Here is a 13,750-nt window from a genome sequence, read left to right as displayed (position 1 = left end):
TTAACGCTCCTTCGCATAGGCAACGCCACCGGCCTTGGGGGGCTTGGCAACGCCGATGAAACCGGCAAGCAGGATGCAGGTCAGGATATAGGGCATGGCCTGGAAAATCTGCACCGGCACCTCGCCGATGCCAGGCACGGATTTGCCCTGCATGAAATTGGCGAAAGCATCCAGAAAACCGAACAGCAGGCAGGCAAACATGACTGGCACCGGCTTCCATTTCGCGAAGATCAGGGCGGCAAGCGCAATATAACCCTTGCCGGCCGACATGTTGGCGATGAAGGCAGCCGATTGTGCAACGGCGAGATAGGCACCTGAGAAACCGCAGAGGAAACCGGCGACGATGACAGCGCGGTAACGCATCCATGTCACCGAAATGCCGGCCGTATCGACAGCACCCGGATTTTCACCGACGGCGCGCAGGCGCAGGCCAAAACGGGTGCGGTAAAGCACCCACCAGGAGAGCGGCACCGCGAGGAATGCGAGATAGGTCAGGATATTGTTGCCGGAAATGACATTGGCATAAAGCGGGCCGATGAAGGGCACCTCGCGCATCGCATCCGCACCGGGCAGGATGATCGGCGCAAAACGCCCTTCCCCCGGTAATTGCGGCGTGCGCCCGCCCTGTCCGAACCAGGCCTGCCCCAGAACCACCGTCAGTCCGGCGGCGATGAAGTTGAGCGCCACGCCTGACACGATCTGGTTGCCGCGATTGGTGATGACGGCAAAGCCATGGATCAGAGAAAACAGTATGGAGACGCCAATGCCGGCCAGAAGGCCAGCCCACGGGTTTGCGGTAAGATAGGCGACGCAGGCGGAAGCAAAGGCCGCCGCCAGCATCTTGCCTTCAAGCCCGATATCGAACACGCCGGCGCGTTCGGAAAACAGCCCGGCAAGTGCGGTGAAGAGCAGCGGAATGGTGAGGCGGACGGTCGAGCCGAGAATGCTGACCAGCATATCGAAAAAATCCATATCAGCTCACCCTTTTGCCAGACGCTGGTAGATGTGGACGATCGTGGGCCGGTACATATATTCCAGCGCGCCGGCGAACAGGATCACCAGACCCTGGATGACCACGATCATCTCGCGGGTAATGTTGGGCATCTCGAAGGAAAGGTCTGCGCCGCCCTGATAGAGAATGCCGAACAGCAATGCCGAGAAGATGATGCCGAGCGGATGACTTCGCCCCATCAACGACACAGCGATGCCGACAAAGCCCGCACCGCCGACAAATTCCACCTGCAGGCGGGCGGACGCGCCCATGACCGGGTTCAGCGCCATCATGCCCGCCAGACCGCCGGAAATGAGCATGGCGATGATGACGGTGCGTGAATAGGGAATGCCGGCATAGATGGCTGCCGACGGGCTGACGCCCAGCGTGCGCATTTCATAACCGAGCTTGGTGCGCCAGATCAGCACCCAGACGAGAAAACACATTACCAGAGCGATGAGGAAGGACACGTTGAACGGTGCCGGTCCGAGCTTGAGGCCGAACCACGCCATCAGCCAGTCCAGCTTCGGCAGTTGGCCACCGGGCAAGAAGGTGCGCGTTTCCGGCGCCATCTTGCCCGGCACGATCAGCACATTCACCAAAAGATAAACCATCAAGGCCGCAGCGATGAAGTTGAACATGATGGTGGTGATGACGACATGGCTACCGCGTTTGGCTTGAAGCCAGGCCGGAATAAAGGCCCAGGCGGCACCAAAAACCGCAGCACCGATGACGGCGAAGGGCATCGTCACATACCAGGGCACGTAACGGTCAAGCGCCAGCGCCACCAGCGCCGCACCCAGACCACCAACATAGGCCTGACCTTCGGAGCCGATGTTGAACAGACCGGCATGGAAGGCAACGGCAACGGAGAGGCCGGTGAAGATGAAGCTCGTCGTGTAAAACAGCGTGAAGCCAATGGCGTCACCTCGGCCGAGCGCGCCTTCGATCAGCAGGCGAAGCGCCGCCAGCGGGTTTTCCCCAATCGACCAGACGACGAGGCCGGAAATCAGGAAGGCGGTGACGACATTCAGCAGCGGCAACAGGCCGTAACTGATCCAGTTTGGCAGGGGGGTGGAAGCGGTGCTCATTCATGCCTCATGCGGCGATACCGGCCATCATCAGGCCCAGCGTCTGTTCTTCGGCTTCCGCCGTTTTTTCTCCAACGACACGGCCCGCGAACATGACCATGATCCGGTCCGAAAGGGAACGAATTTCATCGAGTTCGACCGAAACCAGCAAGATCGCCTTTCCGGCATCGCGCATCTCGATGATGCGGCGATGGATGAATTCGATCGCGCCGATATCGACACCGCGGGTGGGCTGGCCGATGATCAGCATCTTCGGGTCGCGTTCGATTTCGCGGGCGACGACGATCTTCTGCTGGTTGCCGCCGGAAAAATTGGCTGTCTTCAGCTGCGGGTTCGGCGGGCGGATATCGTATTTCTCGATCTTCTCGACCGCATCCTTACGAATGGCCTCGGGGTTCAGGAAGGGTCCTTTGCCGTAACGCTCGTCATGGTGATAACCGAGGATGGAGTTTTCATATTCCTCGAATTTCAGCACCAGCCCCATATGGTGGCGGTCTTCCGGGATATGGGCGAGGCCAAGCTTGCGCAGGATGGCCGGATCCGGGCGGTCCACCTTCTGTCTGTCCACCCAGATTTCGCCGGAATAGGGCTTGCGGATGCCGGCGATAGCTTCCAGCAGCTCTGACTGACCATTGCCGGCAACACCGGCAATGCCGACGATTTCACCGGCGCGGACATCGAGCGAGACATCATCCACCATGGTGACGCCACGGCTGTCCTTGACGGTGAGATTGCGAATGGACAGCAACACATCGCCCGGCGTCGTCTCGCCCTTTTCTACCCGCAGCAGCACGCGGCGGCCGACCATCAGTTCGGCCAGTTCCTCGACACTCGTTTCGGATGTCTTGCGGGTCGCCACCATTTCGCCGCGGCGCATGACGGAGACGGAATCCGTGATCGCCATGATTTCACGCAGCTTGTGGGTGATGAGAATGATGGTCTTGCCCTGCTCGCGCAGAACGCCAAGGATCTTGAACAGGTGATCCGCCTCAGCCGGGGTCAGGACACCGGTCGGCTCATCAAGGATCAGGATTTCGGCGCCACGATACATGGCTTTGAGGATTTCGACGCGCTGCTGCAGACCAACAGGCAGTTCCTCGATCACCGCATCGGGATCGACTTCCAGCCCGTAGTCGTCCTCAAGACGCTTCAGTTCCCTGCGCGCTCCTGCCCGGCCCCTGGCCAGCAATGCGCCGCCTTCTGCACCCAGCATGACATTTTCCAGCACGGTGAAATTTTCCACCAGCATGAAATGCTGATGCACCATGCCGATGCCGGCACTAATCGCGGCCTGACTGTCACGGATCGTAACAGGCTTGCCATTCACGCGGATTTCACCGGCATCCGCCTGGTAAAAACCGTAGAGGATCGACATCAGGGTCGATTTTCCGGCACCGTTTTCCCCGATGATGCCGTGGATAGTACCCTTGGCAACGCTCAGATTGATATTTTTATTGGCGTGAACGGCACCGAATTTCTTGTCGATGCCCATAAGCTCGATTGCAGGGTCCATACTCAAACCTAACCTCTCCGAAGGCTGGATATGAAAAGGGCGCAAGATGAAAATTCATCATGCGCCCCAGACACATATCATATCATTTCGGGCAGGAATTGTCCGCCATATAGTCATGAACCTTGACGGTGCCGGCGATGATGTCGGCCTTGGCCTTGTCCACGGCGGCGGTCATTTCCGGCGTGATAAGGGCCTTGTTGTTGTCATCAAGCGCGTAAGCCACGCCGTCTTCCTTGACGCCCAGCGCAACGATGCCGGGGGTGAACTTGTCGTCCTTGGCGTCCTTGTAGGCGTTGTAGACGGCCAGATCGACGCGCTTGACCATCGAGGTCAGAACGGAACCCGGATGCAGATGGTTCTGGTTGGAATCGACGCCGATCGAGAACTTCTTGTTGTCGGCAGCGGTCTGCAACACGCCGATACCGGTCGCGCCGGCTGCCGCGTAAATCACGTCCGCGCCCTGGTCGATCTGGTTCTTGGTGAGTTCACCGCCCCGCACCGGATCGTTCCACGCAGCACCGGTGGTGCCGGTCATGTTCTGGAAGACTTCGATCTTGTCATTGGCCGCCTTGGCGCCCTGCGCATAACCACAGGCGAACTTGCGGATCAGCGGAATATCCATACCGCCGATGAAGCCGACCTTGCCGGTCTTGGAAGCCATGCCTGCCAGAAGACCAACGAGGTAGGAACCTTCATGCTCCTTGTAGACGACGGAGCGGACATTCGGCAGCTCGACGACGGAATCAACGATCACGAACTTGGTATCGGGGAATTCGGCTGCGACCTTTTCCATGGCCGAGGTCCAGGCGAAGGACACGGCAACGACCGGGTTGAAACCCTTGCTGGCAAAGTTGCGGATGGCCTGTTCGCCCTGCGTGTCGCTGGTCGGTTCGAAGTCACGGAAATCGATGCCCGTTTCCGCCTTGAACTTTTCAGCGCCGGCCGCAGCGGCCTCGTTGAACGACTTGTCGAACTTGCCGCCCGTGCCATAAACCAGCGCCGGCTTGATATCCGCGGCGAGCGCGGAAGCCGACATTGCGGCAAGCGCAAAAAGCGTCAGAAGGGATTTTTTCATTGTGCAGCCCTGTTGTTGCAATTGATATTTTAAGGGTCCTCCCGCAATCCCGTTAACCGGGAATGTCTGCGGAACCGCCAGCCGTTATCCCGGCTGTGCTTGCCTGATATCCTTGCATGGCTCAATGAAAAATTCATCCGGTTTTTTTGACCCGGTGGAAAAACTTTGATCTGGCGCTTTTTTAGCCTTTCCACCGGGCTAGCTGCAAAAAATCTAGCCTATATTACAGCTTACGCCGGTTCCCCGCAGCCCGCAGTAGCCGCCCGGGTTCTTGGCAAGATATTGCTGATGATAGTCCTCGGCATAATAAAATGTTTCAAGCGGGCCGATTTCGGTGGTGATGGCGTGGCCGTGGCCGGCCTCATCCAGAGCCTGCTGGAAAGCATCCCGCGCCTTCTGCGCCTGCTGCAACTGGCCTTCCGTCGTCGCATAAATGGCGGAACGATAGGTCGTACCGACATCGTTGCCCTGTCGCATGCCTTGAGTCGGATCGTGCTCCTCGAAGAATATCTTGAGCAGGCCCGACAGTGAGATCACGGCCGGATCGTAGACCACCTTCACCACTTCGGCGTGGCCCGTCTGGCCGGTCGTTGTTTCGTGGTAGGTCGGGTTGCGGGTAAAGCCGCCGGCATATCCAACCGCCGTCACCCATACGCCCGGCGTTTTCCAGAACAGCCGCTCTGCGCCCCAGAAGCAGCCCATGCCGAGATAGATGATTTCCAAACCATCGGGATAAGGCCCCTTCAAAGGCCGGCCATTCACGAAATGGGTTTCCGGCACTGCAAGTGCCTCTTCACGGCCGGGCAGAGCCGTTTCCTCGGTCGGCATCGTCGTCTTTTTTGAAAGCGTATCGAACAGGAACATTCGGTCCTCCGTGCGGCCGGTTCCGCCGCGTCTCAAGGGTTCACATCTGCGAGGCGCTGGCTTTTCACCTTGTCAGACTGACGAGCGTCTCATCACTTTGCGCTTCCTGTAACCGGCCATCCAGCAGAGCAAGGATAACGCCAGGAAAAGGGCAAATGCAGGAACTCCCGACAGGGCATTTTCAAAAAAGCGCCACGCTTCAGGGTGAATATAGTGAGCCAAGGCCGCTTCCACCATGGTGCGCGAGGCAGGAAGAAGATAGTTCCAGACCGACAGGATGCCGGTGATGTTGACCGAGGATGTGGAAACCGAGCGGATCGAGTCGAGCACACCAAGAAAAATTGCCGCAATAAGGAGAAGAAAGCTCAAAAACCGCAAAAAAGCTTTCATCAGGTACACCTCGGCTACGGCCCATCGTTTCGACAGCCACGTTTTAGAACATATATTGCATCGATAAAGCCGGGAAAACCGGTTTGCAACCGCGTTGAAAGGCAGGAAATTGCCGACATTTCAAAAAACTGTCAGATTCGTGTTGATCCCTGCGAATTCATCGGTATATATCGCGCCGTTCCAGTGATTTGCATTTCTTCAAACATGCAGATTTGAAAAAAGGACAGGTGGCCGAGTGGTTTAAGGCGCACGCCTGGAACGCGTGTGTGCGTGAAAGCGTACCGTGGGTTCGAATCCCACCCTGTCCGCCATTTCTCCTTGCCATTGCCGAGTCTGACCATTGCAAGTCCCTGCCAAGTGTTGCGGCAAGGGTCCTCACTTAACGCCGCCTCAAGCCACGTTTTCCCGTTTCTATAGGCCTTGATGGCTATGCTTCTGCACAGACAACGGTTTCCTGCGCTTTTTGCTGCGCTTACCCCTCTCTTGCGCCTTGCAGCAGGAAAAATCGCTCCTTATATACGCCGCATAACAGCAGCGAAGGCTGCAAATCCAAGTCAAGGTGCTGTCACAGGAATGCCTCACGGGGTTCAGACAGCTCGCTTCAAGGAGAGAAGAGCATGGCAAAAGTAATCGGTATCGACCTTGGCACGACCAACTCCTGCGTCGCAGTGATGGATGGCAAGGACACGAAAGTAATTGAAAACGCAGAAGGCGCGCGGACCACGCCGTCGATGGTGGCATTTTCCGACGATGGCGAACGCCTTGTCGGCCAGCCGGCCAAGCGCCAGGCAGTCACCAACCCGACCAACACCCTGTTTGCGGTCAAGCGCCTTATCGGCCGCCGTTATGAAGACCCGACCGTTGAGAAGGACAAGGCACTCGTCCCCTTCGAAATCGTCAAGGGTGACAATGGCGACGCTTGGGTGAAGGCTCAGGACAAGAATTATTCCCCTTCGCAGATTTCCGCGATGATCCTTCAAAAGATGAAGGAAACGGCTGAATCCTATCTCGGCGAAAAGGTCGAGAAGGCCGTCATCACCGTTCCGGCCTACTTTAACGACGCCCAGCGTCAGGCCACCAAGGATGCCGGCCGCATCGCCGGTCTCGATGTTCTGCGTATCATCAACGAGCCGACGGCAGCAGCCCTCGCTTACGGCCTCGACAAGAAGGAAGGCAAGACCATTGCCGTTTACGACCTTGGCGGCGGCACGTTCGATATTTCCGTTCTGGAAATCGGCGACGGCGTCTTTGAAGTGAAGTCGACCAACGGTGATACCTTCCTCGGTGGTGAAGACTTCGACATGCGTCTGGTCGAATATCTGGCCGGCGAGTTCAAGAAGGATCAGGGCATCGACCTGAAGAACGACAAGCTCGCTCTGCAGCGCCTCAAGGAAGCTGCTGAAAAGGCCAAGATCGAACTCTCGTCCTCGCAGCAGACCGAAATCAACCTGCCGTTCATCACGGCTGACGCTTCCGGTCCGAAGCACCTGACGCTGAAGCTCACCCGCGCCAAGTTCGAGAGCCTGGTTGACGATCTGGTGCAACGCACTGTCGCCCCTTGCAAGGCAGCGCTGAAGGATGCCGGCGTTACCGCGGCCGAGATCGATGAAGTTGTTCTCGTCGGCGGCATGAGCCGCATGCCTAAGGTTCAGGAAGTCGTCAAGCAGCTGTTCGGCAAGGAGCCGCACAAGGGCGTGAACCCGGATGAAGTGGTTGCCATGGGTGCCGCTATTCAGGCCGGCGTTCTGCAGGGCGACGTCAAGGACGTTCTGCTGCTCGACGTGACCCCGCTGTCGCTCGGCATCGAAACGCTGGGTGGCGTCTTCACGCGTCTGATCGATCGCAACACGACGATCCCGACGAAGAAGAGCCAGACCTTCTCGACTGCCGAAGACAACCAGTCGGCCGTGACCATCCGCGTTTCGCAGGGTGAGCGCGAAATGGCACAGGACAACAAGCTGCTCGGCCAGTTCGACCTCGTCGGTCTGCCGCCGTCGCCACGCGGCGTTCCGCAGATCGAAGTGACCTTCGATATCGACGCCAACGGTATCGTGCAGGTGTCCGCCAAGGACAAGGGCACCGGCAAGGAGCAGCAGATCCGCATCCAGGCCTCCGGTGGTCTCTCCGACGCCGACATCGAAAAGATGGTGAAGGACGCCGAAGCCAATGCCGAGGCCGACAAGAAGCGTCGCGCCGGTGTCGAAGCCAAGAACCAGGCCGAAAGCCTCATTCACTCCACCGAAAAGTCGGTGAAGGAATATGGCGACAAGGTTTCCGAGACCGACCGCAAGGCGATCGAAGACGCCATTGCCAGCCTGAAGACCGCTGTCGAAGCCGCCGAGCCTGACGCAGACGACATTCAGGCCAAGACCCAGACACTCATGGAAGTCTCCATGAAGCTTGGTCAGGCCATCTACGAAGCACAGCAGGCCGAGGCCGGTGATGCTTCCGCAGAAGGCAAGGATGACGTCGTCGATGCCGACTATGAAGAAATCAAGGACGACAAGAAGTCCGCATAATCGCGTGGCTTCCCTACTCCTCACACCATATGCAAGACATCCGGCTGCCGACGTGCAGCCGGAAATCCATTTGCGGGGCTTGTTATCTTAATGGCGAAAGCAGACTTTTACGAAACACTTGGCGTCAGCAAGACCGCGGACGAAAAAGAGCTGAAAAGCGCCTTCCGCAAACTCGCGATGAAGTTCCATCCGGACAAAAACCCTGATGATGCCGATTCCGAACGGAAATTCAAAGAAATCAACGAAGCATACGAAACGCTGAAGGACCCGCAGAAGCGCGCGGCCTATGACCGTTTCGGCCACGCCGCCTTTGAAAATGGCGGCATGGGTGGCGGTGGCATGGGCGGCGGCGGTTTCGCCAATGGCGGTTTCTCCGATATTTTCGAAGATATCTTCGGCGAGATGATGGGCGGCGGCCGTGCGCGCCGGTCCTCCGGCGGACGCGAACGCGGCGCCGACCTTCGCTACAATATGGAAATCACGCTGGAAGAAGCCTTTGCCGGCAAGACGGCGCAGATCAGGGTTCCGACCTCGATTACCTGCGACGTCTGTTCCGGCTCCGGCGCCAAGCCCGGCACGCAGCCAAAGACCTGCGCCACCTGCCAGGGCTCCGGCCGCGTGCGCGCGGCACAGGGTTTCTTCTCGGTGGAACGCACCTGCCCGACCTGCCACGGCCGCGGGCAGACGATCTCCGACCCCTGCGGCAAGTGCCATGGTCAGGGCCGTGTGACGGAAGAGCGTTCGCTGTCCGTCAACATTCCCTCGGGCATCGAGGATGGCACGCGCATTCGCCTGCAGGGCGAAGGCGAAGCCGGTATGCGTGGCGGGCCGGCGGGCGATCTCTATATCTTCCTGTCCGTGCGTCCGCATGAGTTCTTCCAGCGCGACGGCGCCGATCTTTATTGCACCGTGCCGATCTCGATGACCACGGCAGCGCTTGGCGGCACTTTCGATGTCACGACACTTGATGGCACGAAATCGCGCGTCACGGTTCCGGAAGGCACCCAGCCGGGTAAGCAGTTCCGTCTGAAGGGCAAGGGCATGCCGGTGCTGCGTTCAGCGCAGACGGGTGATCTCTACATCCAGATTCAGATCGAGACACCACAGAAGCTCAGCAAGCGCCAGCGTGAGCTGTTGCAGGAGTTCGAGCAGCTATCCTCCAAGGAGAACAATCCGGAATCGACGGGCTTCTTTGCCCGGATGAAGGAATTCTTCGACGGCTGATCGCCGCCGGTCTTAAACATCAGAAACGCCGCCATCCTTCGGGATTGGCGGCGTTTTTTGTTTCGGATTCAGCCGGAAAAGCCGCCCTCTTCCAGATATTGCCGTTCCTCCGGCGTCGTTTCCCGCAGCAATATCCCGTTGCGATGCGGAAAGCGGCCGAAACGCTCGACAATATCGCGATGTTCTTCGGCGTGGTGGAGATAAAGCCCGCCAAGCGGCTGGTTCAGGTCACAGGCGCGTTGCTGGGCCGCGATATCCTCCGCATGCGAGAACGGTAGATAGAAGAAAACGCGTAAATCCTCGCTCACCGCCTGATCATGACCACGGCGGATGGCCTCGTCGGCAAAGAACCGCGCCAGCGGGTCCGTGGCATACATATGTGCTGTGCCGCGAAAACAGTTGCGCGGGAATTGATCCAGCAGAAGCATCAAAGCAAGGCTGCTTTCTGCGCCTTCCAGCCAGCCATCCAGTTCACGCCTTGCGGCAGCAAAATGGACATCACGGAAGCGATCGTGAAAGTGATTGTCGAAGGCGGCATCCTTGTCGAACCATTTGTCCGGTCCGGCCTTCTTCCAGAAATCGACGATATCGGCGGCAAGTGCTGCTGTGTCGTTTTTCATCTGCTCTTCCCTGTCAATAATGCGGCGGCCTGGTGATGGCAGGCGCGTCCAGAGATTGCTCCTCAAGGCTCAGGAACCTTTCCGTCAACCGGTCGAGTTTGGCGCGGGTCTGCTCCACCACCTTCCACTGTTCCGTCAACTGGTCGGACAGTTCCTCAATGGTCTTTGCCTGATGCGCGATCGTTTCCTCGAGCGCAATGATCCGTTTTTCGGTTTCCGACGTCATATCGACCTCTCTTTCCCGCCCTTCCTTGAGCTTAAAGGCGCGTGAGTCAACCATATGTCGCTTTCGTGAAGCAAATCGTCACGGCCAAAGCAGAGACAAAAAAGCCGGCGATGTCTCCATCGCCGGCGTCTCACATTTTGATGCTGCTCAGTCTTCTTCGACGAAAACCTCTTCGCGTTTCTTCTTCACGCTCGGCAGGAAGACAATGATCAGAACGGCCAGAGCGATGAAAAGCAGGGTGGCGCTGATCGGGCGCGTGACGAAGGTCGTCGGATCACCACGCGACAGGATCATGGCGCGACGCAAGTTTTCCTCCAGCAGCGGCCCGAGCACGAAACCGAGAAGCAGCGGGGCGGGTTCGCAACGCAGTTTCACCAGTACGTAACCGATGAAACCGAAGAAAGCGACGGCATAGAGGTCGAAGACGTTGGAGTTGACGCTGTAGACCCCAATGGCGCAGAAGGCCATGATGATGGGGAACAGCACGTAATAAGGCACCGTCAAGAGCTTCACCCACAGCCCGATCAACGGCAAGTTCAGGATGACGAGCATCAGGTTGCCGATCCACATGGAGGCGATGATGCCCCAAAACAACGCCGGCTGCTCCGTCGCGACGTTCGGACCCGGCACGATGCCCTGGATGATCATCGCGCCGATCATCAGCGCCATCACCGGATTGGCGGGGATTCCGAGGGTGAGCAGCGGAATGAAGGATGTCTGGGCACCGGCATTGTTGGCCGATTCCGGACCGGCAACACCGGCCACCGCGCCATGCCCGAATTCTTCCGGGTTCTTGGAGACGCGTTTTTCGACGGTATAGGATGCAAAGGCAGCGAGAATCGCTCCGCCTCCGGGCAGGATACCCAGTGCAGAACCGATGGCGGTGCCGCGCAGCACCGGACCGATCATGGCCTTGAAGTCCTCCTTCGACGGCATCAGGCTGCTGACTTTGGCGATCAGCACAGAGCGGGTCCGCTCGTTTTCGAGGTTGCGCAGGATTTCGGCGATACCGAACACCCCCACGGCGACAGCCACGAAATTCAGGCCGTCGGCATATTCACGAATGCCGAGGGTGAAGCGCGGCGTGCCACTGTAAATATCGGTGCCGACAAGACCGAGCAGCAGACCAAGGACGACCATGGCCAGCGCCTTGACGATGGAGCCATGGGCAAGCGCGATGGACGACACGAGGCCGACAACCATCAACGAGAAATATTCCGCCGCGCCGAATTCCAGCGCAATCGCCGTCAAGGGCGGTGCGAAGATCGCGACGAGGAAGGTGGAAACCGTACCGGCAAAGAACGAGCCGATGGCGGCAATGGCCAGTGCGGCACCGGCCTTGCCCTTGCGTGCCATCTGATAACCATCGATGGCGGTGACGGCTGAGGACGATTCGCCGGGCATATTGATCAGGATGGCGGTGGTGGAACCGCCATATTGCGCGCCATAATAAATGCCGGCGAGCATGATCAGCGACGAGACGGGTTCGAGCTGGAACGTGATCGGCAGCAGCATGGCGATGGTCGCCGTCGCGCCGATACCGGGCAGCACGCCGATCAGGGTGCCAAGCAGCACGCCGATCAGGCAGAAGAACAGGTTTGCCAGCGATGAGGCGGTGACGAAACCGAGAGCAAGATTATTGAGCAGATCCATCGCAGCACCTCAAAATTTAAGCCAGGGGCCGAAGCGCTGGAACGGCAGGCCGAGACCATAATTGAAAACAGCGACGGAAAAGACCGTGATGGCTGCGGAAAGAATGACCGCCATGAGCGGGCTCATCTTGTGCGAGGCGAAGGAGGCGATGAGCGCGCTGAAAAACAGTGCCGGCACAAAGCCAAGACCCCGGACAGTGAAACCGAAAAAGATCGGCGCGGGCAAAATGAAAAATATGCCGCGCCAGGCGATTGCTCCAATCCCCTCACCGGCCGGGCGGGCCGACCGCAGGAATATGATACCGCCGAGCAGGATCAGGATGATTGCCAGAACGAGCGGGAAATAGCCGGGACCCATACGAAAGGCGGTTCCGATTTCCAGCCCATAGGACTGCAAAGCGAAAAAGACGCCGAGCCCCATGAAAATTGCCCCGCAGATTGCCTCGGCAGGGTCATTAAATAAAGACTTCATGAAAGATGCCCCTCCATCACGGCCGGCGCCACACCGGTCCGCCTGTTGAAACGACCGCAGTCGACCGGCGGCGAGATACCGCCGGTCGTTCCGCGTTCATCAATCGGCATATTGGCCGGCGGACTCGATGACCGGCTTCCAGCGAGCGATTTCGCTCTCAAGCTTGGCCTTCAGCGCCGCCGGCGTCGCATCGCTTTCCGACGAGGGCGTGGTGCCGAGTTCGGCAAAACGGGCCGCGACATTCTTATCCTTCAGCGCGACTTGCAGCGACTTGGAGAGCTTCTCGTTGATTTCGGCAGGCGTACCCTTCGGCGTGTAGATACCGTGCCAGATACCCACCTCAAGCTTCGGCAGGCCCGCTTCGACAACCGTCGGCACATCCGGCAGCACGTCCAGCCGCTTGGCCGTCGTTACGGCATAGGCTTTCACGGTCCCGCCCTGGATCTGCTTGGTGGTGTTGGTGGTCTGGTCACACATGATATCGACCTGGCCGCCGAGCAGATCGGTCATGGCAGGGCCGGTGCCCTTGTAAGGGACTGTAACCAGTGGCGTCTCGATGGCGCTCATGAACAACATACCGCACAGATGCGAGGCGGCACCGATGCCGGCATTGGCGACGGTGACCTTGTCCTTGTTCGCCTTGGCGTATTCGATCAGACCCTTGAGGTCCTTGGTCTCGAGGTTCTTGCGCGACAGGATGGTCATCGGTACTTCGGTGACAAGGCCGACATATTCGAAGGCGTTTGTCGTATCGTAGGCGAGCTTGCGATAAAGCGTGGCGCTGGTCGCCATACCGATGTGGTGCAGAAGCACCGTATAGCCGTCCGGATCAGCTGCGGCCACACGGCCAGCACCCAGCGTACCGCCTGCACCGCCGACATTTTCGACGATGATCTGCTGGCCGAGATCCTTCGACATGGATTCTGCGACAAGGCGCGCGACCGTATCCGTCGGACCACCGGCGGCAAAGGGCACGACCATGGTGATGTTACGCTCGGGATAGTTCTGAGCGGATGCGGACAGCGCAAAAAGGGAAACGGCAGCGGCGGCAGCAAGGCCGGTGACTGTGTTCAGTATTTTCATCGATTCCTCCCGGATGAAAATGATCGCCAC

13 protein-coding genes and 1 tRNA gene are annotated in these 13,750 nt (G+C 58.6%); 3 read left to right on the top strand and 11 right to left on the bottom strand.

Annotated elements, in window-relative coordinates; translation table 11 throughout:
- The 6 genes from GSF67_RS13975 to GSF67_RS13950 form a co-directional block, all read right to left on the bottom strand.
- Nucleotides 1-972: an ABC transporter permease gene (locus GSF67_RS13975; protein ID WP_006309952.1), complete on the bottom strand. Its 972-nt coding sequence runs from the start codon at nucleotides 970-972 to the stop codon at nucleotides 1-3.
- A 6-nt stretch (nucleotides 973-978) separates the two neighbouring features.
- Nucleotides 979-2,082, bottom strand: coding sequence for an ABC transporter permease (locus GSF67_RS13970; protein ID WP_006309951.1), 1,104 nt, complete (start codon nucleotides 2,080-2,082; stop codon nucleotides 979-981).
- 7 nt (nucleotides 2,083-2,089) lie between these two features.
- Nucleotides 2,090-3,595 carry an ABC transporter ATP-binding protein gene (locus tag GSF67_RS13965; RefSeq protein WP_006309950.1) on the bottom strand — a complete coding sequence of 502 codons (1,506 nt, stop codon included), beginning with the start codon at nucleotides 3,593-3,595 and terminating at the stop codon, nucleotides 2,090-2,092.
- Between the two features lie 82 nt (nucleotides 3,596-3,677).
- Nucleotides 3,678-4,670, bottom strand: coding sequence for a BMP family protein (locus GSF67_RS13960; protein ID WP_006309949.1), 993 nt, complete (start codon nucleotides 4,668-4,670; stop codon nucleotides 3,678-3,680).
- A gap of 213 nt (nucleotides 4,671-4,883) precedes the next feature.
- On the bottom strand, nucleotides 4,884-5,534 hold the full coding sequence (gene msrA, locus GSF67_RS13955) for a peptide-methionine (S)-S-oxide reductase MsrA (RefSeq protein ID WP_006309948.1): 651 nt from the start codon (nucleotides 5,532-5,534) through the stop codon (nucleotides 4,884-4,886).
- 72 nt (nucleotides 5,535-5,606) lie between these two features.
- On the bottom strand, nucleotides 5,607-5,924 hold the full coding sequence (locus GSF67_RS13950) for a hypothetical protein (protein ID WP_006309947.1): 318 nt from the start codon (nucleotides 5,922-5,924) through the stop codon (nucleotides 5,607-5,609).
- 221 nt (nucleotides 5,925-6,145) lie between these two features.
- Between GSF67_RS13950 and GSF67_RS13945 the strand changes: the two genes are divergently transcribed.
- From GSF67_RS13945 to dnaJ, 3 genes are all read left to right on the top strand, one after another.
- A tRNA-Ser gene (locus GSF67_RS13945) sits at nucleotides 6,146-6,235 on the top strand.
- Nucleotides 6,236-6,541: 306 nt separating this feature from the next.
- On the top strand, nucleotides 6,542-8,443 hold the full coding sequence (gene dnaK, locus GSF67_RS13940) for a molecular chaperone DnaK (protein ID WP_006309946.1): 1,902 nt from the start codon (nucleotides 6,542-6,544) through the stop codon (nucleotides 8,441-8,443).
- 90 nt (nucleotides 8,444-8,533) lie between these two features.
- Nucleotides 8,534-9,667: a molecular chaperone DnaJ gene (gene dnaJ, locus GSF67_RS13935; RefSeq protein ID WP_006309945.1), complete on the top strand. Its 1,134-nt coding sequence runs from the start codon at nucleotides 8,534-8,536 to the stop codon at nucleotides 9,665-9,667.
- Between the two features lie 68 nt (nucleotides 9,668-9,735).
- Here the strand turns inward: dnaJ and GSF67_RS13930 are convergent, their stop codons facing one another.
- From GSF67_RS13930 to GSF67_RS13910, 5 genes are all read right to left on the bottom strand, one after another.
- On the bottom strand, nucleotides 9,736-10,287 hold the full coding sequence (locus GSF67_RS13930; RefSeq protein WP_006309944.1) for a DUF924 family protein: 552 nt from the start codon (nucleotides 10,285-10,287) through the stop codon (nucleotides 9,736-9,738).
- A gap of 13 nt (nucleotides 10,288-10,300) precedes the next feature.
- Nucleotides 10,301-10,513: a SlyX family protein gene (locus GSF67_RS13925; protein ID WP_013635242.1), complete on the bottom strand. Its 213-nt coding sequence runs from the start codon at nucleotides 10,511-10,513 to the stop codon at nucleotides 10,301-10,303.
- A gap of 147 nt (nucleotides 10,514-10,660) precedes the next feature.
- The gene (locus GSF67_RS13920) at nucleotides 10,661-12,166 is read right to left on the bottom strand and encodes a tripartite tricarboxylate transporter permease (protein WP_006309942.1); all 1,506 of its coding nucleotides are present in this window, start codon (nucleotides 12,164-12,166) and stop codon (nucleotides 10,661-10,663) included.
- Nucleotides 12,167-12,175: 9 nt separating this feature from the next.
- Nucleotides 12,176-12,637: a tripartite tricarboxylate transporter TctB family protein gene (locus tag GSF67_RS13915; RefSeq protein ID WP_006309941.1), complete on the bottom strand. Its 462-nt coding sequence runs from the start codon at nucleotides 12,635-12,637 to the stop codon at nucleotides 12,176-12,178.
- Nucleotides 12,638-12,736: 99 nt separating this feature from the next.
- Nucleotides 12,737-13,720, bottom strand: a complete 984-nt coding sequence (locus tag GSF67_RS13910; RefSeq protein ID WP_035214557.1) for a tripartite tricarboxylate transporter substrate-binding protein — start codon at nucleotides 13,718-13,720, stop codon at nucleotides 12,737-12,739.
- Nucleotides 13,721-13,750 lie beyond the last annotated feature (30 nt).

Source organism: Agrobacterium sp. CGMCC 11546 (assembly GCF_013365515.1).
Taxonomy (GTDB): Bacteria; Pseudomonadota; Alphaproteobacteria; order Rhizobiales; family Rhizobiaceae; genus Agrobacterium; species Agrobacterium fabrum.
Note: the sequence above shows the minus strand (reverse complement) of the source record. Positions and strands in the feature narration are given on the sequence as shown.